This is a genomic window from Delftia sp. PE138, from assembly GCF_018320755.1.
GTDB classification, from domain to species: domain Bacteria; phylum Pseudomonadota; class Gammaproteobacteria; order Burkholderiales; family Burkholderiaceae_C; genus Comamonas; species Comamonas tsuruhatensis.
In genome coordinates, this window is the sequence record NZ_JABEPN010000005.1 from 18,854 (window position 1) to 38,743 (window position 19,890).

The 19,890-nt window shown below is 69.4% G+C and carries 16 protein-coding genes; 10 read left to right on the plus strand and 6 right to left on the minus strand.

Annotation, left to right across the window (positions count from 1 at the left end; all coding sequences use genetic code 11):
* Nucleotides 1-82 precede the first annotated feature (82 nt).
* Together HFGMBDPB_RS17555 and HFGMBDPB_RS17560 are read right to left on the minus strand one after the other, a co-directional pair.
* On the minus strand, nucleotides 83-1,588 hold the full coding sequence (locus HFGMBDPB_RS17555; RefSeq protein ID WP_074923442.1) for a sensor histidine kinase: 1,506 nt from the start codon (nucleotides 1,586-1,588) through the stop codon (nucleotides 83-85).
* A 2-nt stretch (nucleotides 1,589-1,590) separates the two neighbouring features.
* On the minus strand, nucleotides 1,591-2,307 hold the full coding sequence (locus tag HFGMBDPB_RS17560) for a response regulator transcription factor (protein ID WP_016448168.1): 717 nt from the start codon (nucleotides 2,305-2,307) through the stop codon (nucleotides 1,591-1,593).
* A 168-nt stretch (nucleotides 2,308-2,475) separates the two neighbouring features.
* On the opposite strand from HFGMBDPB_RS17560, the gene msrB reads away from it, so the two are divergent.
* From msrB to HFGMBDPB_RS17595, 7 genes are all read left to right on the plus strand, one after another.
* Nucleotides 2,476-2,976: a peptide-methionine (R)-S-oxide reductase MsrB gene (gene msrB, locus HFGMBDPB_RS17565; RefSeq protein ID WP_016448169.1), complete on the plus strand. Its 501-nt coding sequence runs from the start codon at nucleotides 2,476-2,478 to the stop codon at nucleotides 2,974-2,976.
* Between the two features lie 16 nt (nucleotides 2,977-2,992).
* Nucleotides 2,993-4,822: a cytochrome c biogenesis protein DipZ gene (locus HFGMBDPB_RS17570; protein ID WP_212645912.1), complete on the plus strand. Its 1,830-nt coding sequence runs from the start codon at nucleotides 2,993-2,995 to the stop codon at nucleotides 4,820-4,822.
* 34 nt (nucleotides 4,823-4,856) lie between these two features.
* Nucleotides 4,857-5,606, plus strand: a complete 750-nt coding sequence (gene msrA / locus HFGMBDPB_RS17575) for a peptide-methionine (S)-S-oxide reductase MsrA (protein WP_212645913.1) — start codon at nucleotides 4,857-4,859, stop codon at nucleotides 5,604-5,606.
* Between the two features lie 95 nt (nucleotides 5,607-5,701).
* Nucleotides 5,702-7,060, plus strand: coding sequence for a chromate efflux transporter (gene chrA / locus HFGMBDPB_RS17580; RefSeq protein ID WP_212645914.1), 1,359 nt, complete (start codon nucleotides 5,702-5,704; stop codon nucleotides 7,058-7,060).
* A gap of 13 nt (nucleotides 7,061-7,073) precedes the next feature.
* The gene (locus HFGMBDPB_RS17585) at nucleotides 7,074-7,901 is read left to right on the plus strand and encodes an AraC family transcriptional regulator (protein ID WP_203399558.1); all 828 of its coding nucleotides are present in this window, start codon (nucleotides 7,074-7,076) and stop codon (nucleotides 7,899-7,901) included.
* Between the two features lie 84 nt (nucleotides 7,902-7,985).
* Nucleotides 7,986-8,672, plus strand: coding sequence for a B3/B4 domain-containing protein (locus HFGMBDPB_RS17590; RefSeq protein ID WP_212645915.1), 687 nt, complete (start codon nucleotides 7,986-7,988; stop codon nucleotides 8,670-8,672).
* Between the two features lie 321 nt (nucleotides 8,673-8,993).
* Nucleotides 8,994-11,153, plus strand: coding sequence for a TonB-dependent siderophore receptor (locus HFGMBDPB_RS17595; protein ID WP_212645916.1), 2,160 nt, complete (start codon nucleotides 8,994-8,996; stop codon nucleotides 11,151-11,153).
* Nucleotides 11,154-11,207: 54 nt separating this feature from the next.
* Here the strand turns inward: HFGMBDPB_RS17595 and HFGMBDPB_RS17600 are convergent, their stop codons facing one another.
* On the minus strand, nucleotides 11,208-12,158 hold the full coding sequence (locus HFGMBDPB_RS17600; RefSeq protein ID WP_016453703.1) for a transglutaminase-like domain-containing protein: 951 nt from the start codon (nucleotides 12,156-12,158) through the stop codon (nucleotides 11,208-11,210).
* A 228-nt stretch (nucleotides 12,159-12,386) separates the two neighbouring features.
* On the opposite strand from HFGMBDPB_RS17600, the gene HFGMBDPB_RS17605 reads away from it, so the two are divergent.
* Entirely contained in the window at nucleotides 12,387-13,073 is a 687-nt protein-coding gene (locus HFGMBDPB_RS17605) for a GntR family transcriptional regulator (protein ID WP_012204906.1), read from the plus strand.
* Between the two features lie 12 nt (nucleotides 13,074-13,085).
* On the opposite strand, the gene HFGMBDPB_RS17610 is transcribed toward HFGMBDPB_RS17605, so the two are convergent.
* Genes HFGMBDPB_RS17610 through HFGMBDPB_RS17620 form a run of 3 tightly spaced genes read right to left on the minus strand, consistent with a single transcriptional unit; the run spans nucleotide 13,086 to nucleotide 17,339 of the window.
* On the minus strand, nucleotides 13,086-13,505 hold the full coding sequence (locus HFGMBDPB_RS17610) for a heme-binding protein (RefSeq protein ID WP_212645917.1): 420 nt from the start codon (nucleotides 13,503-13,505) through the stop codon (nucleotides 13,086-13,088).
* A 49-nt stretch (nucleotides 13,506-13,554) separates the two neighbouring features.
* A complete protein-coding gene (locus tag HFGMBDPB_RS17615; protein ID WP_212645918.1) occupies nucleotides 13,555-16,641 on the minus strand; it encodes an FAD-binding and (Fe-S)-binding domain-containing protein in 3,087 nt (1,028 codons plus the stop codon).
* Between the two features lie 8 nt (nucleotides 16,642-16,649).
* Nucleotides 16,650-17,339, minus strand: coding sequence for a GntR family transcriptional regulator (locus HFGMBDPB_RS17620; protein WP_074923449.1), 690 nt, complete (start codon nucleotides 17,337-17,339; stop codon nucleotides 16,650-16,652).
* Nucleotides 17,340-17,498: 159 nt separating this feature from the next.
* On the opposite strand from HFGMBDPB_RS17620, the gene HFGMBDPB_RS17625 reads away from it, so the two are divergent.
* Together HFGMBDPB_RS17625 and HFGMBDPB_RS17630 are read left to right on the plus strand one after the other, a co-directional pair.
* Entirely contained in the window at nucleotides 17,499-18,740 is a 1,242-nt protein-coding gene (locus tag HFGMBDPB_RS17625) for a pyridoxal-phosphate-dependent aminotransferase family protein (RefSeq protein WP_212645919.1), read from the plus strand.
* A gap of 105 nt (nucleotides 18,741-18,845) precedes the next feature.
* Complete coding sequence (locus HFGMBDPB_RS17630) at nucleotides 18,846-19,886, plus strand: Bug family tripartite tricarboxylate transporter substrate binding protein (protein WP_212645920.1); 1,041 nt, start codon at nucleotides 18,846-18,848, stop codon at nucleotides 19,884-19,886.
* Nucleotides 19,887-19,890: the final 4 nt, after the last annotated feature.

Sequence of the window (19,890 nt, forward strand, 5' to 3'; positions counted from 1 at the left end):
GGGTCCTCGGAACGAGTTGACGATCTTGTGCATGCCGCGCCTTCGAGGGCGCGCTGTGCACAAGGTTAACCCACGATCCGCGTCAGCCCTGGCGCGGCCGGGCGCCGGCGCCCGTTGCCTGCGCGGCCGCAGGCAGCACGAACCGGAAGCTCGCCCCCTGCCCCGGCGGGTCCACCAGTTCGATGCGGCAGCCGTGCAGCTCCAGCATGCGGTGGACGATGCGCAGGCCCAGGCCGCCGCCGCGGCGGGCGCCGCCCACGGTGAAGGGCCGCTCGAACAGGCCTTCGCGCAGATCGGCCGGGATACCGGGGCCGGTATCGGCCACGGTGACTTCGACGGCGTTGCCCGCCGCCGCCAGCGCCACCAGGATGCTGCCGCCTTCGGGGGTGTGGCGCAGCGCGTTGTCCAGCAGGTTGCCCAGCACGCGCTCGATCATCCCCAGGTCGGCCTGGACGACGGGCAGGCGGGCTGGGAAGTCGGCCCGCAGCGCCACCTGTCGCGCCTCGGCACGCAGCTCGAATTTCTGGAACACGTCCTGCACCAGGTCGGGCATGGAAAACGGCTCCGGCTCGGGCTGGACAAAGCCGTACTCCAGGCGCGCCAGCTCGAACAGGCTTTGCGCCAGCTCGCCCACCTTCTGGCTCTGGGCCAGGGCAATGCCCAGGTAGCGGCGGCGTTCGGTGGTGTCGAGCACGGCGTCCTTGAGCAGCAGCGTTTCCAGGTAGCCGTGCAGGGACGACAGCGGCGTGCGCAGGTCGTGCGAGACGTTGGCGATGAGTTCGCGCCGCTCCTGGTCCTGGCGCGTGAGGGCGCGCCACTGCTCGCCGATGCGCGCCACCATGCGGCGGTAGGCCGCGTCCAGCACGGCGATCTCGTCGCGGCTGTCCTGCGCGGCACCGGGCTGGGGGGCCGGCAGGTCCGGGGGGGTGCCATGGATGTCGAAGCCGGCCACCTCTTCGGTGAGCCGGCGCAGCGGCCGCGTGATCAGCGCAAAGGCCACCAGGCCGGCCACCAGGCACAGCAGCGCCACCAGGCCGATGGACCACAGCGCCGTGCTGAGCACCGAGTTGGCCGAGCCCTGCGCCACCAGCTGGTCATGCGCCTCGCCCTGCAGCACCACGTAGATGAAGCCCACTTCCTTGCCGTTGACGCGCAGCGGCGCCGCGCTGAAGACCTTGCGGCCTTCGGTGCTGCGCGGGTCGTCACCCAGGATGGGCAGCGTGCCGCCTTCCAGCAGCCGGTGCACGGGGGCCAGGTCCACGCGCTCGCGGCGCACGCGGCCGTCGGGGGCGGCATGGCCGGCAATGCGGCCGTCGGCGTCCAGCAGATAGACCTCCACGCTGGGGTTGACCAGCATGAGCTGGTTGAAGAAGCTGCGCACGGCGCCGGGCATGAGGCCGTTGGCGTCGGTCAGCTGGGCGTCGCGCGCAATGCTTTCGGCCACGTCGCGCGACAGGCCCTGCACCACTTCCAGCTCGTGCATGCGGCTGGCGCGCAGCTGCATCCAGGCGGAGGTGCCGCTGCACACCAGCAGCAGCACGGCAAAGACCAGGGAAAGGCGCTGGGTCAGTGTCAGGCGCAGTTTCATGGTCATGCGCCCTCGCCCGCTTCGGCGAACTTGTAGCCGCGCCCCCAGACGGTGAGGATGCGCGCGGGCTGGGCCGGGTCGGCCTCGATCTTGGCGCGCAGGCGGTTGATGTGGGTGTTGACGGTGTGCTCGTAGCCCTCGTGCTGGTAGCCCCAGACGGCATTGAGCAGGTCCATGCGCGAGAACACCTTGCCGGGCTGGCGCGCAAAGAAGTACAGCAGGTCGAACTCGCGCGGGGTCAGGTCCAGCCGGGCACCATGAAGCCGGGCATCGCGCGCCACGGGGTCCATGGCCAGGCCGTCAATGGACAGGCTGCCGGACTCCAGCCGCGCGTTCTGGGCCAGCGCCTCCACGCGGCGCAGCAGCGCCTTGACGCGCGCCACCAGCTCCAGCACCGAAAACGGCTTGGCCAGGTAGTCGTCGGCGCCGATCTCCAGGCCCAGGATGCGCTGCACCTCGCTGGAGCGCGCGCTGATGATGATGATGGGCGTGTAGCGCGCCATGGCGCGGGCGCGGCGGCAGATCTCCAGGCCGTCCACGCCGGGCAGCATGATGTCCAGCACCAGCGCGTCCCAGCCGCCGCGCTCCAGTTGGCGCAGGCCGTCGTCGCCGCGCGCGCAGTGCATGACTTCCAGGCCTTCGTCGCGCAGGTGCAGCGTGAGCAGGTCGGCGATATGGGCGTCGTCCTCGACGAGAAGTACGCGGCGCGTGGCGGTCATCGGATGCGGTTTCCTGGAAGTGGCGGGAGTGGCTGCCATTGTGCGCAATACCGGGGCCGGGAGTTATCACGAATCTTTGAACTCTGCGTGAGGACTTCGGGAGGCCGGCGCCCTAACCTGACTGGCATCGCATCGTTTTCAGACGCACGCAACCTTCAGGAGCACACCATGACCACCAGACGCCATCTTCTGTGGACTGCAGGCGCCGGCACCACCGCCGTGCTGGCGGCCAGCCTGTTCCCGCGCCGCGCGCCAGCGGCCGCCTCCAGCGAGGTCTTCGAGGTCAGCTACACGGATGCCGAGTGGCGCGCCCGCCTCACGCCCGAGCAGTACCGGATCCTGCGCAAGGAAGGCACGGAGCGTGCAGGCTCCAGCCCGCTGAACAAGGAGCACCGCGCGGGCACCTTTGCCTGCGCAGGCTGCGCGCTGCCCCTGTTCTCGTCCAAGACCAAGTTCGACAGCGGCACGGGCTGGCCCAGCTTCTGGCAGCCGCTGGACAAGGCCGTGGCCACGCGCCAGGACCGCACCTACGGCATGCTGCGCACCGAGGTGCATTGCCGCCGCTGCGGCGGCCACCTGGGCCATGTCTTCGACGACGGCCCCAGGCCCACGGGCCTGCGCTACTGCATGAACGGCCTGTCGCTGACGTTCACGCCCCAGCCTGCCTGAACCCGGGAGCCACGCCATGCTGCTGATCGTCCTGGCCTATCTGGGCGGGGTGCTGACCATCGTCAGCCCCTGCATCCTGCCGGTGCTGCCCTTCGTCTTTGCACGCGCCGACCAGCCCTTCGCCAAAAGCGGCCTGCCGCTGCTGGCGGGCATGGCGCTGACCTTCGCCCTGGTGGCCTCGCTGGCCGCCGTGGGCGGCGGCTGGGTGGTGGCCGCCAATGAATACGGCCGCTGGCTGGCCCTGGGCCTGGTGGCCGTGTTTGCGCTGACCCTGCTGTGGCCCGGCCTGTCCGAGCGGCTGACGCGGCCGCTGGTGGCGGCGGGCTCGCGCCTGTCCGAGCGTGCCCAGGGCACGGACGGCGGCGCCCGCCCCGGCGCCTCGCTGCTGCTGGGCGTGGCCACGGGCCTGCTGTGGGCGCCCTGCGCCGGCCCCATCCTGGGCCTGATCCTCACGGGCGCCGCACTGCAGGGCGCCAACACCACCTCCAGCCTGCTGCTGCTGGCCTATGCGGCCGGTGCGGCCACCTCCATGGCGGCGGCCCTGCTGCTGGGCGGCAAGGTGTTTGTGGCGCTCAAGCGCATGCTGGGCGCGGGCGAATGGGTGCGGCGCGGGCTGGGCGCGGCCATGCTGGCCGGTGTGGGCGCGATTGCGCTGGGGCTGGACACGGGCGTGCTGGCGCAAGTGTCCACGGCCTCCACCGGCGGCCTGGAGCAAAGGCTGGTGGACCGCCTGAGCGGCAGGCCCGAGGGTGGTGCCATGGCCATGCAGGCCGGTCCCGCAATGATGGCCGCCGTGGATACGGACTCCGGTGCTGGCCCGGCCATGATGGCCGCAGGCGGCGCCATGCGCATGGCCGGCGGCCCGTCCCGCGCCGCCCTGCCGGACGAAGGGCTGGCCCCTGCGCTGGACGGCGCCACCGACTGGCTCAACTCCACCCCGCTGACGGCCGAACAACTGCGCGGCAAGGTGGTGCTGGTGGATTTCTGGACCTACTCCTGCATCAACTGCCTGCGCACCCTGCCCTATGTGAAGGCCTGGGCCGAGAAGTACCGCGACCAGGGCCTGGTGGTAGTGGGCGTGCATGCGCCGGAGTTCGCCTTCGAACGCAAGCTGTCCAACGTGGAAAAGGCCATCAAGGACCTGGGCATCAGCTACCCCGTGGCCGTGGACAACGGCTACAAGATCTGGCGCGCCTTCAACAACCAGTACTGGCCGGCGCACTACTTCATCGATGCCCAGGGCCGCATCCGGCACCACCACTTTGGCGAAGGCGGCTATGCCGAGTCCGAGCGCGTGATCCAGCAACTGCTGCAGGAAGCCGGATCGAAGCAGGTGGACCTGGGCCTGATCGACGTGCAGGCCCAGGGCGTGCAGCAGGCAGCCGACATGGCAGCCGTGCGCTCGCACGAGACCTACCTGGGCTACGAGCGCGCCGAGCAATTTGCCGCCACGCCTGCCGCCGTGCACAACCAGGCCACCGCCTATGCCACGCCCGAGCGCCTGCCGCTCAACGCCTGGGGCCTGAGCGGCCAATGGACGGTGGGCCCGGAAAGCGCCACGCTGGACGGCGCCACCGGCCGCATCACCTACCGCTTCCAGGCACGCGACCTGCACCTGGTGCTGGGCCCCGGCAGCGATGGCAAGCCCGTGCGCTTCAAGGTGCTGATCGACGGCAAGGCGCCCGGCGCCTCGCGCGGCATGGACGTGGCCGCCGACGGCAGCGGCAGCGTGACCGCGCAGCGCCTGTACCAGCTGGTGCGCCAGGACGGCGGCGCAGCCGAACGCACCTTCAGCATCGAATTCCTGGACCCCGGCATCTCCGCCTATGCCTTCACCTTTGGCTGATCCCTGGCCGCTTCACTTTCACCGGAGAGACACCATGACCAACGATTCCCCCCTCGCCGCCGCACCCCGCCGCCGCGGCCTTCTCCAACTGCTGACCGGCAGCGCCGTGCTGCTGGGCGGCGCCCTGCTGTGGCAGGGCAGCAACCTGCAGGCGGCCGAGCAGGCCGTGCGCATTCCGCCACCCGCGCAGGACATGCCGGCCACGGGCCAGGGGCCGCAGAAAGCCATCTTTGCGGGCGGCTGCTTCTGGGGCGTGCAGGGCGTATTCCAGCATGTCAAGGGCGTGCAGCGCGCCGTCTCGGGCTACAGCGGCGGCACGGCGGCCCAGGCTTCGTATTCGGCGGTGAGCAGCGGCCGCACCGGGCATGCGGAGTCGGTCGAGATCACCTATGACCCGGCCCAGGTCAGCTACGGGCAGCTGCTGCAGATCTACTTTTCCGTGGCCCATGACCCGACCCAGCTCAACCGCCAGGGGCCGGACACGGGCCCGCAGTACCGCTCGGCCATCTTCGCCACCGACGCCGCGCAGCTCAGGACCGCCCAGGCCTATGTGGCCCAGCTCGATGCCGCCAAGGTCTTCGGCAAGCCCATCGTGACCCGGCTGGAGGACAAGCCCAGCTTCTTCCCTGCCGAGAACTACCACCAGGACTTCATGACCGAGAACCCGCGCCATCCCTACATCGTCATCAACGACCTGCCCAAGGTGCAACAGCTCAAGCGCCTGTTCCCGGACAGCTACCGGGCCGAGCCGGTGCTGGTCAAGCAGGCCGCGCGGCAGATGTAGCGTTTGCGCAGCGCGGGTGCGGTGCAGGTGCGGTACGGATGCGGTACAGGTGCCTGCAGGCGTCGGCGGCGGCTGCCGTATGAGACATTTGCGGCATGCCTCCCAGTTCGCTTGATGCACCCGCTGCACCCCTCCCGCCCACCCGCGCCGAAGCCCTGCGCTACTGGCTGAAGCTGGGCTGCATCAGCTTTGGCGGGCCGGCCGGGCAGATCGCCATCATGCATGAGGACCTGGTGGAGCGGCGGCGCTGGATCTCTGAGGGGCGCTTCCTGCATGCGCTCAACTACTGCATGCTGCTGCCCGGCCCCGAGGCTCAGCAGCTGGCCACCTACATCGGCTGGCTGCTGCACCGCACCTGGGGCGGCATCGTGGCCGGCGGGCTGTTCGTGCTGCCCTCGCTGGTGCTGCTGATCGGCCTGTCCTGGATCTATGTGGCCTTCGGCCATGTGCCGGCCATTGCCGGCATCTTCTACGGCATCAAGCCGGCCGTGACGGCGCTGGTGGTGCAGGCGGCCTGGCGCGTGGGCTCGCGCACCCTGCGCAACGGCTGGCTGTGGGGCATTGCCGCGGCGGCCTTCGTGGCCATCTTCGCGCTGAAGCTGCCGTTTCCGCTGATCGTGCTGGCGGCCGGCGCACTGGGCTACCTGGGGGGCAGGCTGGCGCCGCGCCACTTCGCCCCTGCAGGCGGGCACGGCCACGGCGGCGGCAGCCACGGCCCGGCCGTCATCGACGATGACACGCCCGTACCGGCCCATGCACGGTTCAGCTGGCGTTTTTTCAGCCAGGTGCTGGCGGCCAGCCTGGGGCTGTGGGCGCTGGCGCTGGGCCTGCTGACCGCCGCCTTCGGCTGGCAGGGCGCGCTCACCCAGATGGGCTGGTTCTTCACCAAGGCGGCACTGCTGACCTTTGGCGGCGCCTATGCCGTGCTGCCCTACCTCTACCAGGGCGCGGTGGACCACTACCACTGGCTCACGGCCACGCAGATGATGGACGGGCTGGCCCTGGGCGAGACCACGCCGGGGCCGCTGATCATGGTGGTGTCCTTCGTGGGCTTCCTGGGCGGCTGGAGCACGCAGGTGTTCGGCCCCGATGCGCTGCTGCCTGCCGGCGCCGCCGCCGCCCTGGTCGTGACCTTCTTCACCTTTTTGCCGTCCTTTGCCTTCATCCTGCTGGGCGGCCCCTTCATCGAGTCCACCCATGGCAGGCTGGGCTTCACCGCGCCGCTGACGGGCATCACGGCCGCCGTGGTGGGCGTCATCGCCAACCTGGCCGTGTTCTTTGCCTGGCACGTGCTGTGGCCACAGGGCTGGGCGGGTCCCTTCGACTGGCCGTCCGCACTGTTGGGCCTGGCTGCGGCGGCCGCGCTGCTGCGCTGGAAGGTGGGCGTGATCCCCGTGGTGGTGGGCGCGGGGCTGGCCGGCCTGGCGATCACGCTGGCACGCCAGGGTGGGTAGGAAAGGCTGCGGCATGGTATCGACCACGGATGGGCATTTCAGCTGGCTGCGCTGCCGCACCGCAGGCGTGGAGGCCGTGGCCGCCGACACGGCGAGGCACTTTGGGCGGCATACCCACGAGCAGTACGGCATCGGCCTGATCGAGCGTGGCGCGCAGAAGTCCGCCAGCGGGCGAGGTCTCTACGAGGCCGGGGCCGGCGACCTCATCATGGTCAACCCCGGCGAGCTGCATGACGGCATGCCCCTGGGCGATGGCGGTCGCGCCTGGCGCATGCTCTACCTGGAGCCCTGGGTCGTGGCCGGGCTCATGGCGGACATGGATGGCGCAGGGCCGGCGGCCGGCTTCGAGTTCCGCCAGCCCGCCGTGCGCGACCCGCGCCTGGCCGCGTGTTTTCAGACCCTGTACCGCAGGATGACCGGCAGCGGCGAGCCAGCGGACGCCCTGGACCTGGACGAAGCCCTGCTGCAGCTGCTGGGCGGCATGCTGCAGCGCCCTGCCCCTGCGCCCCGCGCACCGGCCCCCATCACCCTGGCCCGCGCCCGGATGGACGACGATCCCGGCGCGCCCCTGACCCTGGGCGCCCTGGCCCAAGAGGCGGGCCTGAGCCGCTACCAGTTCCTGCGTGCCTTTGCGCGCGCCACAGGCATGACGCCCCATGCCTATCTGCTGCAGCGGCGCCTGCACCAGGCGCGCGGGCTCATCGCCAGCGGCATGCCGCTGGCCGAGGCCGCCGCGCACAGCGGCTTTGCCGACCAGAGCCATATGACGCGCCTGTTCGTGCGCAGCTTCGGCATGGCGCCCGGCTTCTATGCCAGGGCAGCAAGCGCCTGCGCTGCGTGACGCGCTGCAATTTCCTTCAAGACCACGCAAACCGGCCTGGCGAGGATGGAGATCACATCCCCTCTCCAATCACAAGGCCCGATCTTGCCGTTCTCCTACGCACCCTCCATCCCCCGCGACTTTCCTGAACTGGCCACGCAGACCTTGCTGCTGCGCGGCCTGTCGCCCGACGTGCCCGCACACGCCGTGATCGCCCCCTTCATGGCACAGGCCAGGCAGAACCTGGCCTGCACCCCGGAAAGCGAGATGCCATCCATCCAGGCCTGGCGGCGCGGCTTTGCCAGGATGGGCCTCAAGCCCACGCAATACCGCTGCGCCGCCGAGGCCCTGCTGCGCCGCCTGCGCAAGGAGGGAGATCTGCCGGGCCTGCATCCGCTGGTGGACCTGTGCAATGCGGCCTCGGTGGCCTTTGCCATTCCCGTGGCCGTCTTCGACCTGGACCGCATCAGCGGCTGCCTGCAGGTGCGCCCCGCAACCGGCAGCGAGGTCTACGAGACCTTCTCGGGCGAGATCGAATATCCCGAGCCCGGCGAAATCATCTTTGCCGACACGGCTGGCCGCGCCCACGCCCGGCGCTGGTGCAACCGCCAAAGCGGCCACTCGGCAGTGCGCGAATCCACCGTCAACGCGCTGATCGTGACCGAAGCGCTGCACGCCACCGGCAAGAGGGATACGCAGCAGTTGGTGCAAGCGTTGCAAGCGGCGGCCGGTCGGCTGTGGCCCGAGGCCGTTTCACACCCAGGCAACCCCTTGCAGGCCGCCCTGGCCTGAGGCGACCGGGGCGGTTGGCGCCCCGGCGCGAAGAGGGCTATCACGCTGCGCGGACTTCCCGCAAGCAAGACCGTACGCGTATCGCACCGCCCTGCACATCGACCCGCAGGTCCCTTCAGAACAAGCTTCTACGCTATCAAATTGATAAAAATGCGTTGCATGCTACATACAAATGAAAAGAAAAAGAAATCATTCCCATTGTCATTCTAGAATCCGCACCCGCCATGACAGGCTGCGCTGCTGGCCCCAGGGCCGGCAGCAGCGCCGACGCACCCAGAGCACGCCCCACGGCACAGGTTTCCCAGCTCTCGACCATTGACCATGCTTACCCAAAGACTCTCGCGCACGGCAGTTGCGCATGCCGCCCTGCTTGCCCTGTGCGGCGCAGCCCACGCACAGGCCCAGCCTGACAAGGTCCCCGAGGCCACGCTCGCCCCGGTCACCGTGAACGCAGGCACCGAGAAGGAAAATCCCACCGGCCCTGTGGTGGGCTTCACCGCCAAGCGCGCCATCTCGGCCACCAAGACCGACACGCCGCTGATAGAGACGCCCCAGGCCATCAGCGTGGTCACGCGCGACCAGTTCGAGGCCCAGGGCGTGCAGACGCTGCGCCAGACCACCGCCTACAGCGCCGGCGTGGTGTCCAACTATTTCGACAGCCGGGTGGACAGCTTCTCGGCACGCGGCGGCAACGTGAGCCAGTACCAGGACGGTCTGCTGCGCACCTACGGCACCTACAACACCAGCCGGCCCGATCCCTATACGCTGGAGCGCGTGGAATTCCTGCGCGGACCCTCTTCCGTGCTCTACGGCCAGGGCAGCGTGGGCGGCGTGCTCAATCTGACCAGCAAGCGCCCGCAGGCCGAGGCGCTGCGCGAGGTGCAGGTGCAGGTGGGCAGCTACGGGCGCAAGCAGATCGCCGCCGACCTGACCGGCGCCGTCACCGAAGACGGCCAGTGGCTGTACCGCCTGGTGGCCGTGGGCCGGGAAAGCGGCACCCAGGTGGACCATGTGAACGATGACCGCCTGGTGATCGCGCCCAGCCTGACCTGGCGGCCCAGCGCCGATACCTCGCTCACGCTGCAGGCGCTCTACCAGAAGGACAAGAGCGGCTCGCTGATCGGCTTCTTCCCCTGGCAGGGCACGCGCCTGCCCAGCCCCTACGGCCAGATTCCCACCAGCACCTTCATCGGCGAGCCCGGCTGGGACTCGTTCGACACAGAGAACAAATCCTGGGGCTACCTGTTCAGCCACCGCCTGAACGCGGACTGGACCGTGCGCCAGAACCTGCGGCGCACCATCAGCGACGTGGACTACCGCTCCATCTACACCAGCTTCACCGCCATCCCCGGCCAGGGCCGCCCTGCGCGCCCGGTCTTCAACCCCGACAACCGCAGCGTCTACCGCGATGCCTCCTGGCAGGTCAACGGCGGGCGCATGCTGGTGATCGACACGCAGCTCGAAGGCAAGCTGCGCTGGGGCACGGCCGAGCACACCGTGCTGGCCGGCATGGACGCACAGCGCAACAGCACCAGCCAGTCCACCTGGCGCGGACTGACCGCGCCGTTTGACGTCTACAACCCCGTCTACGGCAACTTCACGCCGCCCACGGCCTCGCAGCTGGTGCGCCAGCCGGGCGTGTCGCAAAAGCAATTGGGCTTCTACGCCCAGGACCAGATCAAGTGGGGCCGCTGGACCGCCACCCTGGGCCTGCGCCACGACAGCGCGCAGACGGACACCGAAGGCCGTCCCGCCTCCGCCGTGGACGAGAAGGCCTGGACCAAGCGCGCAGGCGCCACCTACCAGATGGACGGTGGCTGGGCGCCCTACCTGGGCTACTCCGAGTCCTTCCAGCCGCTGGGCGGCGTGAACGTCTACGGCACGCCCTACAAGGCGCAGCGCGGCGAGCAATGGGAAGCCGGCGTGAAATGGCAGCCGCCGGGCCAGGGCCTGTCGGCCTTTGCCGCCGTCTACACGCTGCGCGAGAAGAACCGCAAGACCACCGACCCGGCCAACCCGCTCAACAGCCTGCAGATCGGCGAGGTCAAGGTCAACGGCTTCGAGGCCGAGCTCACCGCCAGCCTGGCCCGCCACTGGGACGCCACCCTGGCCTATGCGTACACCGACGCCGTCATCTCGCGCAGCAATGGCGGCGACCAGGGCCAGCGCGTGACCAGCGTGCCGCGCCACACGGCGTCGGCCTGGCTGACGCACCGCTTTGCCAGCGAAGGGCGCGGCGGCTGGAGCCTGGGTGCGGGCGTGCGCTACACGGGTTCGCAGTGGACGGGCACCAGCCTGGTGGACACGCCTTCGGCCACCCTGCTGGATGCCATGGTGTCCTATGACGCCGGCCCATGGCGCCTGGCCTTCAACGTGGTCAACCTGACCGACAAGGTGCAGATCACGCAGTGCCTGGCACGCGGCGACTGCTTCTACGGCCAGCGGCGCACCTTTGCGGTGACGGGAACGCACCGCTTCTGAGGACCGCCGCCGCGCGCCTCACACAGCCCAGGCATTTCACGCAGCGCAGGCAGCTCAGGCAGGCAGCTGCCTGAAGCTCCTTCTGTCCGCCGTGCTGCCAAACGATGCGCAGCCCGACAGCACGGCGGGCGAAGGCGCGGTGGTCGACAGCGCCTCGCTGCACTGCCGGGGCAGCTGGCTGCGCTCGTCTTCCAGGGCCTGTGTCTGGATCATGGGGGCCATGGCCACCACGTTGCCGAAGATGGTGGCAAAGGCCACGTCGGCCGCGTCACGGCCCGTGCCAAAGCGCATGAAGCCCATGGGAATGGCCGTGCCCGATGCATCGAACAGGTACCACCTGTCGCCCAGGTAGGCTTCCACGTAGGCATGGAAATCGGGCGGGCCCAGCGCAGGGTCGGCACCGTAGTCCGTGCCGGTGGCGATGCGGGCGGGAATGTTCAGCGCGCGGCACAGGGCGATCATCAGGTGCGTGAAATCGCGGCACACGCCCACCTGCTCCACCAGGGTATCGACGGCCGAGGTGGACGAGTTGCTGGTGGCCGAAGCGAAGGTCACCAGCTCCTGCACCCACTGCTGTATGGCCAGCACGCGCGAATAGCCGGGCGCCAGTTGGCCGAAATTGCGGAAGGCCAGCTGCATCAGCCGGTCGGACTGGCAGTAGCGGCTGGGGTAGATGTAGGGCAGGACCTCCAGCGGGATGCAGCGCACCGGAACCTCGCCCAGCGCCGCCGGATCCTCCCGGTGGTGCGCGATGCAGACGGTGGCCGTGTAGGTCAGGTGCAGGGGGCCGGGGTTGGCATGCAGGCGCATGAAGCGCGTGGAGGTGGCGGGCTCGGTGGCAATGTCGGGCTCCACCGGCTGGCTGAGCACCAAACGCTCGTTCTCCACCGTCTGGTGCGAGGTGTGGGCCGCATGGATGTTGAACACGAAGTCGGCCCCGGCCGGATCGCGGATGTCATAGGCAAGATCCACCTGGATCTGCAGCCTGATTCCTGGTTGGGCCATTGTTTTTCCCTGGTTGGTCTGTCGGATCGGCATCCATGGTGGGATCAAGAGTCTCCGCCGGCCGTAGGCCCCTGCTGAAAAGCCTGTAGTGCTTGGCAGGGACAGCGCGTGCGCCCGCCCGGCGGCCCGCAGGGGATGCAAACTCGGCTAACATCGGCGCCGCCCCGCATGGCGCAATACCTGTGGCGGGGGCATCCACCAGCCAGGAACAGCCAAGGAGACCGCTAGATGGCGGAGATCATCGAGATATCGCGGGCGGCGCTGCACGAGCAGGTGGCGGACCGTTTGCGGTCCATGCTCATCGAGGGGCGCATCGCCCCGGGCGCCAAGCTCAACGAGCGCGAGCTGTGCGAGCAGCTCGGCGTCTCGCGCACGCCGCTGCGCGAGGCCATCAAGCTGCTGGCCGCCGAAGGCCTGGCCGACCTGCTGCCCAACCGCGGCGCCATTGCCGTCAAGCTGAGCGAGGCCGATGTCATGCACGCCTTCGAAGTGCTGGCAGGCATCGAGGGCCTGTCGGGCGAACTGGCCGCCCAGCGCATCACCGACCAGGAATTCGCCGAAATCCGCGCCCTGCACTACGAGATGATGGCCAGCGTGGCGCGCGCCGACGTGTCTGCCTACTACCGGCTCAACGCCGCCATCCACGCGGCGCTGAACAGCGCCGCCAAGAACCCCGTGCTGACGGAGACCTTCCAGCGCATCAACAACCGCGTGCAGTCGCTGCGCTTTCGCACCAACCTGGACACGGCCAAGTGGAAGCAGGCCGTCAAGGAGCACGAAGCCATGATCGAGGCCCTGGGCGCACGCGACGCCACGGCCCTGCGCGAGCTGCTGGTCACCCACCTGCACCACAAGCGCGATGCCGTGCTGGCCATGCTGCGCGCCGAGGCCCTGCAGCCGCGCAAGGCGCGCTGAAGCCCAGGGCCCCTACCGCTGCGGCGCGGCCCCCAGCGCCGCAACGCCGGCCCGCGCCACCTGCGCATCCTCTGCAGGCTTCACCCCGCTGACGCCCACGGCGCCCAGGCAGTGGCCCTCCCTGGTGATGGGCACGCCGCCTTCCAGCAGGCCCTGCAGCGCGGGCACGCTCAGGTAGGCGGTGCGGCCACCATCGATCATTTCCTCATAGAGCCGGCTTTCCTTGCGGCCCAGTGCTGCGGCGTGGGCCTTGGCCGGCGCGATGTGGGCCGAGGCCGGTGCCGCGCCGTCCAGGCGCTGCAGCCACAGCAGGTGGCCGCCGTCATCGGCGATGGCGATGCTGACGGCCCAGCCGTGCGCCGTGGCATGCGCCTCGGCGGCCTGGGCGATGGCCTTGATGTCCTGGAGGTCCAGGCAGGGCTTGTGCTTCATGGGAGTACCTTGGTCTTGTGCGGGAGGGAGGATGGCGGTCAGCGGGCAGTCAGCGGGCGTCCAGCAGGCTTTCCAGCAGCCGCGCCACATGCACGGCTTCGCGCGCCGCGCCGTCGGCGATCTGGTGGCGGCAGCTGGTGCCGTCGGCCACGACGATGGCTTCGGGGCGCTGGCGGATGGCCGGCAGCAGGGCCGCCTCGGCCATGTCCATGGACACCTGGTGGTGGCTGGCCTCGTAGCCGAAGCTGCCGGCCATGCCGCAGCAGGAGCTTTCGATGAGCTCGGGCTGGGCGCCGGGAATCAGCCGCAGCACGTCGAGGATGGGGCTGACCGCGCCAAAGGCCTTCTGGTGGCAATGGCCGTGCACGAGGATGGGCGCCTCGGCCGCACGCAGCGGCAGCGCAAAGCGGCCGGCCTTCACTTCACGGGCAATGAATTCCTCGAACAGCAGGGCCTGGGCGGCAACGGCCTGTGCAGGCTCGCCCAGGCCCATGACCAGGGCTTCGTCGCGCAGGGTCAGCAGGCAGGAGGGCTCCAGGCCGACGATGGGGATGCCGGCCCGGGCCAAGGGCGCCAGGGCGTTGATCAGCGCACCGGCGCTGGCCTTGGCCTGCTCGACCATGCCGGTGGCCAGGTAGGTGCGGCCGCAGCAGTGGTGGCCGCCGCCCTCTTTGGTGGACTTGCTGGCGGTGTGCAGCGCATAGCCGGCAGCCTGCAGCACGCGCGCGGCGGCCAGGGCGTTTTCGCTCTCGAAGGTGCCGTTGAAGGTGTCCACGAAGAGCACGGCCACGCGCTCGCCGGCCGCCGCGCGGGCCAGGGCCTGGTCGCGGTCAAGAAAGGTATGTGCTTCGGGCTCGCGCCAGAAGGTGTCGCTGCGCCAGGCCGGCAGCGAGCGCCGGGCGGACAGGCCCAGCAGCTTTTCGCCCAGTTGGCGCAGCACGGGCAGGCGGTTGCGCAGGTTCAGCAGCCAGGGCATGCGGCTGGCCGTGGCCGCGTAGCGCGGCAGATGGGCAACCAGCCGGTCCTTGAGCGTGTGGCCATGGCGGGCCTTGTAGTGGGCCAGGAATTCCACCTTCATGCGGGCCATGTCCACGCCCGTGGGGCAGTCGCGCCTGCAGCCCTTGCAGCCCACGCACAGGTCCATGGTGTCGTGCATGGCCTCGCTGGTGAAGGCGTCCGGGCCCAGCTGGCCCGAGATGGCCAGGCGCAGGGTGTTGGCGCGGCCCCGCGTCAGGTGCTGCTCGTCGCGCGTGACGCGGTAGCTGGGGCACATGGTGCCGGCGTCGAACTTGCGGCAGTGGCCGTTGTTGTTGCACATCTCCACGGCCTTGGCAAAGCCGCCGGTGACGTCGCCGCCCGTGCCGGGCGCCGTGGTGACTTCGGTGACCGGGTCGGCCTGCACGTTCCAGGCGGACCAGTCGAGCACGGGCGTGATGGGAATGCGCCGGTAGGGCCGGGGCGCATCGGCGGGCGCAAAGCGGAACAGCCGGCCATCGTCCATCCTGGGCGTATCGATGATCTTGCCGGGGTTGAACAGGCCCTGGGGATCGAACTCCTGCTTGATGGCGCGCAGGGCCTCGGTGATGGCGGGCCCGAACTGCCAGGCAATCCACTCGCCGCGGCACAGCCCGTCGCCGTGCTCGCCGCTGAAGGCGCCCTTGTATTTGCGCACCAGTTCGGCCGCTTCCTCGGCAATGGCGCGCATGCGCGCCGCGCCGTCGGTGCGCATGTCCAGGATGGGCCGCACATGCAGCGTGCCCACGGAGGCATGGGCGTACCAGGTGCCCCGGCTGCCGTGGCGCGCGAACACTTCGGTGAGCGCGTCGGTGTACTCGGCCAGGTGCTGCAGCGGCACGGCGCAGTCCTCGATGAAGCTCACGGGCTTGCCGTCGCCCTTGAGGCTCATCATGATGTTCAGCCCCGCCTTGCGCACTTCCCAGAGGTTTTTCTGGGCCGCTTCCTCGGGCATTTCCACCACGCTGCCGGGCAGGCCCAGCTCGCCCATCAGCTCCACCAGCTGGCGCAGCCGCGCCAGCAGCGCCGCGCGGTCGTCGCCGGCGAATTCCACCAGCAAGATGGCAGCCGGGCGGCCGATGAGCGCGGTCTCTATGGTGGGCTTGAAGGCCGGGTTGGCCAGGCCCAGCTCGATCATGGTGCGGTCCACCAGCTCCACGGCCGTGGGTCCCAGCTTCACGATGTGCTGGGCCGAGTCCATGGCCGCGTGGAAGGTGGGGAAGTTGACCACGCCCAGCACCTTGGCGCGCGGCAGCGCGCTGAGCTGCAGGGTGAGCGAGCGCGTGTAGGCCAGCGTGCCCTCGGCGCCTATCAGCAGATGGGCCAGGTTGACGCTGCCGTCGGCCGTGTAGGGCCGCTCGCTCTGGTTGTCGAAGATGTCGAGGTTGTAGCCCGCCACGCGGCGCATGACCTTGGGCCAGTGGGCGTGGATGTCCTCGCGGTGCTGTTGCGCCAGCCCGTGCACGAACTGCGCAATGCGCGCCGCGCGGCCCGTGGCCTGGGCGACGGGGCCGAAGTCCAGCAGCTCGCCATCGGCCATCCAGGCGCGGGCGCCGCGCACGTTGTGCACCATGTTGCCGTAGGCAATCGAGCGCGAGCCGCAGGAGTTGTTGCCCGCCATGCCGCCCAGCGTGGCCTGGGCGCTGGTCGATACGTCCACCGGATACCACAGGCCGAGCTTCTTGAGCCGGGCGTTGAGGTGGTCCAGCACCAGGCCGGGCTCGACCTCGGCCGTGCCTGCATCAGGGTCCACCGAGAGGATGTTGCGCAAATGCTTGCTGTTGTCGATGACCAGGGCCGCGCCCGTGGTCTGCCCGCACTGGCTGGTGCCGCCGCCACGCGGCAGCACGGGCACCCTCAGCTCGCGGGCGATCTGCAGGGCCGTGGCGATGTCTTCTTCGCAGGTGGGCACGAAGACGCCCACCGGCATGATCTGGTAGATGGAGGCATCGGTGGCATAGCGCCCGCGCGAGGCGGCGTCGAACAGGACCTGGCCGCGCGTGTCCGCGCGCAGGCGGCGCGCCAGCATCTGGCTGACATCGTCGGGCGGCAGCACGGTGCCGGGGGCGGGCACGGTGTCGTCGGGGGAAGCGGCAAGGCGGTGCGTGGATTCCATCAGCATGGTAGCTCTCATTCGTTCATGGTTCGTGGGTAGATCTGGCCTGCCTTGAGCAGGGCGATGACGGTGTCGCGCTTGTGCTCCAGGTGGGCCACCAGCACCTGGCGCAGCGCGGCGGCGTCGCGCGCCTGCAGCGCCTCCAGCATGCGTTCGTGCTCCTGGACGGCGCGCTTCCACTTGGCCGCGTCCTGGTTGGTGCGAAAGCGCAGCGACTGCACGCGGGCGTTGATGCGGCCATAGGTCTCGGCCAGCACGGGGTTGGCGGCGGCGCGGTTGATGGCCGAGTGGATCAGCGCATTGAGCCGGTAGTAGCCGGACAGGTCCTGGCGCGCATGGCTGGCCAGCATCTCGAAGTGCAGGGCCCGCACCTCGGCCAGTTGCTGCTCGCTGATGCGCTGCGCGGCCAGCTCGCCCGACATGCCCTCCAGCCCCGCCAGCACTTCGAAGGTCTGCAGCACATCGGTCTCGCCCAGGCGCACGGCCACGGCGCCGCGGTTGGGCACCAGGTCCACCAGCCCTTCGGAGGCCAGCAGCTTGATGGCCTCGCGCAGCGGCGTGCGCGAGACGCGCAGCTGCTCGCACAGCGCGCGCTCGTTGAGCTTGGCGCCGGGCGGTATGCGCCCCTCCACCAGCCAGGTGCGCAGCCGCGCCGCCACCTGGTCATGCAGGGCAAGCCGCGAAATCTCGATGATCTCCGCCATGGATTCTCCTGGTCGAATGAATTTTGCATTCATTTTTACGCAAGCATTTCTTAAGGCATTTATGGTTATCACCAAGGCATTTATGAATTTTGAATGCAAAAATTCGCAAACACCCTCCCCCCACAGACCGACCTGGCATTTCCTTGAAAGGGACGCACCATGCTCACGCTCGACAACCATCCCACGGGCCGCCACTTCCTCCAGATCCCCGGCCCCAGCCCGGTTCCCGACCGCATCCTGCGGGCCATGAGCCTGCCCACCATCGACCACCGGGGGCCGGAGTTCGGCCAGCTCGGCCTGAAGGTGCTGGCCGGCATCCAGCAGGTCTTCAAGACCCGGCATCCGGTGGTGATCTATCCGGCCTCCGGCACGGGCGCCTGGGAGGCGGCCCTGATCAACACGCTCAGCCCTGGCGACCATGTGCTGATGTTCGAGACCGGCCACTTCGCCTCGCTGTGGCAGAAGATGGCCACGCGCCTGGGCCTGTCCACCGAGTTCCTGTCCTATGGCGGCTCCGATGAGCACCTGCCCCAGGCGCCGGGCTGGCGCCATGGCGTGCAGGCCGGGCTGATCGAGGCACGGCTGCGCAAGGACACGGAGCGCCGGATCCGCGCCGTGTGCGTGGTGCACAACGAGACCTCCACGGGCGTGACCTCGGACATCGCCGCCGTGCGCCGGGCCATCGACGCGGCGGGCCACCCGGCCCTGCTGCTGGTGGACACCATCTCGGGCCTGGCCAGCGCCGACTACCGCCATGACGAATGGGGCGTGGACGTGACCATCAGCGGCTCGCAAAAGGGCCTGATGCTGCCGCCCGGCATCAGCTTCAACGCGCTGTCGCCACGCGCGCTGGAGGCCGCCAAAAGCGCCAGGCTGCCCAAGTCGTTCTGGGCCTGGGACGAGATCGTGGAGATGAACCAGACCGGCTACTGGCCCTACACGCCCAACACCAACCTGCTGTACGCCCTGTCCGAATCGCTGGACATGCTGCTGGCCGAAGGGCTGGATACGGTGTTTGCGCGCCACCAGCGCTGGGCGGCCGGCGTGCGTGCCGCCGTGCAGGCCTGGGGCCTGCCCATCCAGTGCGCCGATCCGCAGGTCTACTCGCCCGTGCTCACCGGCGTGATCACGCCCGAGGGCGTGGATGCCGACGCCCTGCGCCGCCTGATCCACACGCGCTTCGACCTGTCGCTGGGCGCGGGCCTGGGCAAGCTCAAGGGCCGCATGTTCCGCATGGGCCACCTGGGCGACAGCAACGACCTGACGCTGCTGGCCATGGTCGCGGGCGTGGAGATGGGGCTGAAGCTGTACGGCATCCGGCTGGCCGGCAGCGGCGTGCAGGCGTCCATGGATTACTTCGCGGCCCACGCCGCAGCCGGTGCGCTGCGCAAGGCCGCCTGAACCCATCGGCCCCGCGCCGAAACCCCTTGGCAGAGCCGGAGCACATGGCTCGCCCCCTTGATCGTGGATTGCACCCATACCAGGAAATAACAGGAGACAAGAGACATGACATCGCCCCGCAACCGCCTGGCGGCAACTGCCGTCGCCACCCTCGCCGCCACCGCCGCCATCACCCTCGCCGCCCCTGCCGCCTGGGCGCAATGGAAGCCCGCCAAGTCCGTCGAACTCGTCGTGCCGTTCTCGGCCGGTGGCGCCTCGGACCAGATGGCGCGCGTGATCCAGGCCATCGTCACCAAGCACAAGCTGATCGAGCAGCCCGTGGTCATCCTCAACAAGGCCGGTGCCTCCGGCGCCGAGGGCATTCTGGATGTCAAGGCCTCGGCGCGCGACCCGCACAAGCTGCTGGTGGCCTCCACGGCCATCTTCACCCTGCCCATGGCCACGGCCCTGCCCTTCCAGTGGCGCGACCTGAATCCCGTGGCCATGATTGCCCAGGACCAGTTCGTGCTCTGGGTCAATGCCGAGACCGGCTACCAGACGCCCGCCGACTACCTGGCCGCAGCGCGGCAGGCCGGCGGCAAGCTCAAGATGGGCGGCACCAGTTCCAAGCGCGAGGACCAGATCATCACCGCCAACATGGAACAGGCCGCCGGCGTGAAGTTCACCTACATCCCCTACAAGGGCGGCGGCGAGGCCAGCACCCAGCTGGTGGGCAAGCACATCGACTCCAACGTCAACAACCCCAGCGAGTCCATGGCGCAGTGGCGCGCGGGCCAGGTGCGGGCGCTGTGCGTGTTCGACACGCAGCGCATCGAGTACACGGCCAAGGTCACGGGCAGCCAGGCGCTGTCGGACATCCCCACCTGCAGGGAGCAGGGCCTGGATGTGCAATACACCATGCTGCGCGGCTTCTTCCTGCCGCCCGGCACCACGCCCGAACAGGCGCAGTTCTATGCAGGCGTGATGCACAAGGTGGTGGCCACGCCCGAGTGGAAGGAGTACCTGGAGAAAAACGCGCTCAAGCCCGAGTACATGACGGGGCAGGCCTTCGTGGACTTCCTGGCCAAGGACGAGACGCGCCACCTCGACATCATGAAGAAGGCCGGCTTCCTGTCGACCAGCGTGGCCGCCGCCGCAGCCAAGTGAGGAG

Excerpts from the sequence above, each read along its gene's own strand:
- HFGMBDPB_RS17560 (WP_016448168.1), bottom strand. The coding sequence starts at position 2,307 with ATGACCGCCACGCGCCGCGTACTTCTCGTCGAGGACGACGCCCATATC.
- HFGMBDPB_RS17610 (WP_212645917.1), bottom strand. The coding sequence starts at position 13,505 with ATGAAGCACAAGCCCTGCCTGGACCTCCAGGACATCAAGGCCATCGCC.
- HFGMBDPB_RS17605 (WP_012204906.1), top strand. The coding sequence starts at position 12,387 with ATGGCGGAGATCATCGAGATATCGCGGGCGGCGCTGCACGAGCAGGTG.
- msrA (WP_212645913.1), top strand. The coding sequence starts at position 4,857 with ATGACCAACGATTCCCCCCTCGCCGCCGCACCCCGCCGCCGCGGCCTT.
- msrB (WP_016448169.1), top strand. The coding sequence starts at position 2,476 with ATGACCACCAGACGCCATCTTCTGTGGACTGCAGGCGCCGGCACCACC.
- HFGMBDPB_RS17600 (WP_016453703.1), bottom strand. The coding sequence starts at position 12,158 with ATGGCCCAACCAGGAATCAGGCTGCAGATCCAGGTGGATCTTGCCTAT.
- HFGMBDPB_RS17595 (WP_212645916.1), top strand. The coding sequence starts at position 8,994 with ATGCTTACCCAAAGACTCTCGCGCACGGCAGTTGCGCATGCCGCCCTG.
- HFGMBDPB_RS17555 (WP_074923442.1), bottom strand. The coding sequence starts at position 1,588 with ATGAAACTGCGCCTGACACTGACCCAGCGCCTTTCCCTGGTCTTTGCC.
- HFGMBDPB_RS17615 (WP_212645918.1), bottom strand. The coding sequence starts at position 16,641 with ATGCTGATGGAATCCACGCACCGCCTTGCCGCTTCCCCCGACGACACC.
- HFGMBDPB_RS17630 (WP_212645920.1), top strand. The coding sequence starts at position 18,846 with ATGACATCGCCCCGCAACCGCCTGGCGGCAACTGCCGTCGCCACCCTC.
- HFGMBDPB_RS17570 (WP_212645912.1), top strand. The coding sequence starts at position 2,993 with ATGCTGCTGATCGTCCTGGCCTATCTGGGCGGGGTGCTGACCATCGTC.
- chrA (WP_212645914.1), top strand. The coding sequence starts at position 5,702 with ATGCCTCCCAGTTCGCTTGATGCACCCGCTGCACCCCTCCCGCCCACC.
- HFGMBDPB_RS17625 (WP_212645919.1), top strand. The coding sequence starts at position 17,499 with ATGCTCACGCTCGACAACCATCCCACGGGCCGCCACTTCCTCCAGATC.
- HFGMBDPB_RS17620 (WP_074923449.1), bottom strand. The coding sequence starts at position 17,339 with ATGGCGGAGATCATCGAGATTTCGCGGCTTGCCCTGCATGACCAGGTG.
- HFGMBDPB_RS17585 (WP_203399558.1), top strand. The coding sequence starts at position 7,074 with ATGGTATCGACCACGGATGGGCATTTCAGCTGGCTGCGCTGCCGCACC.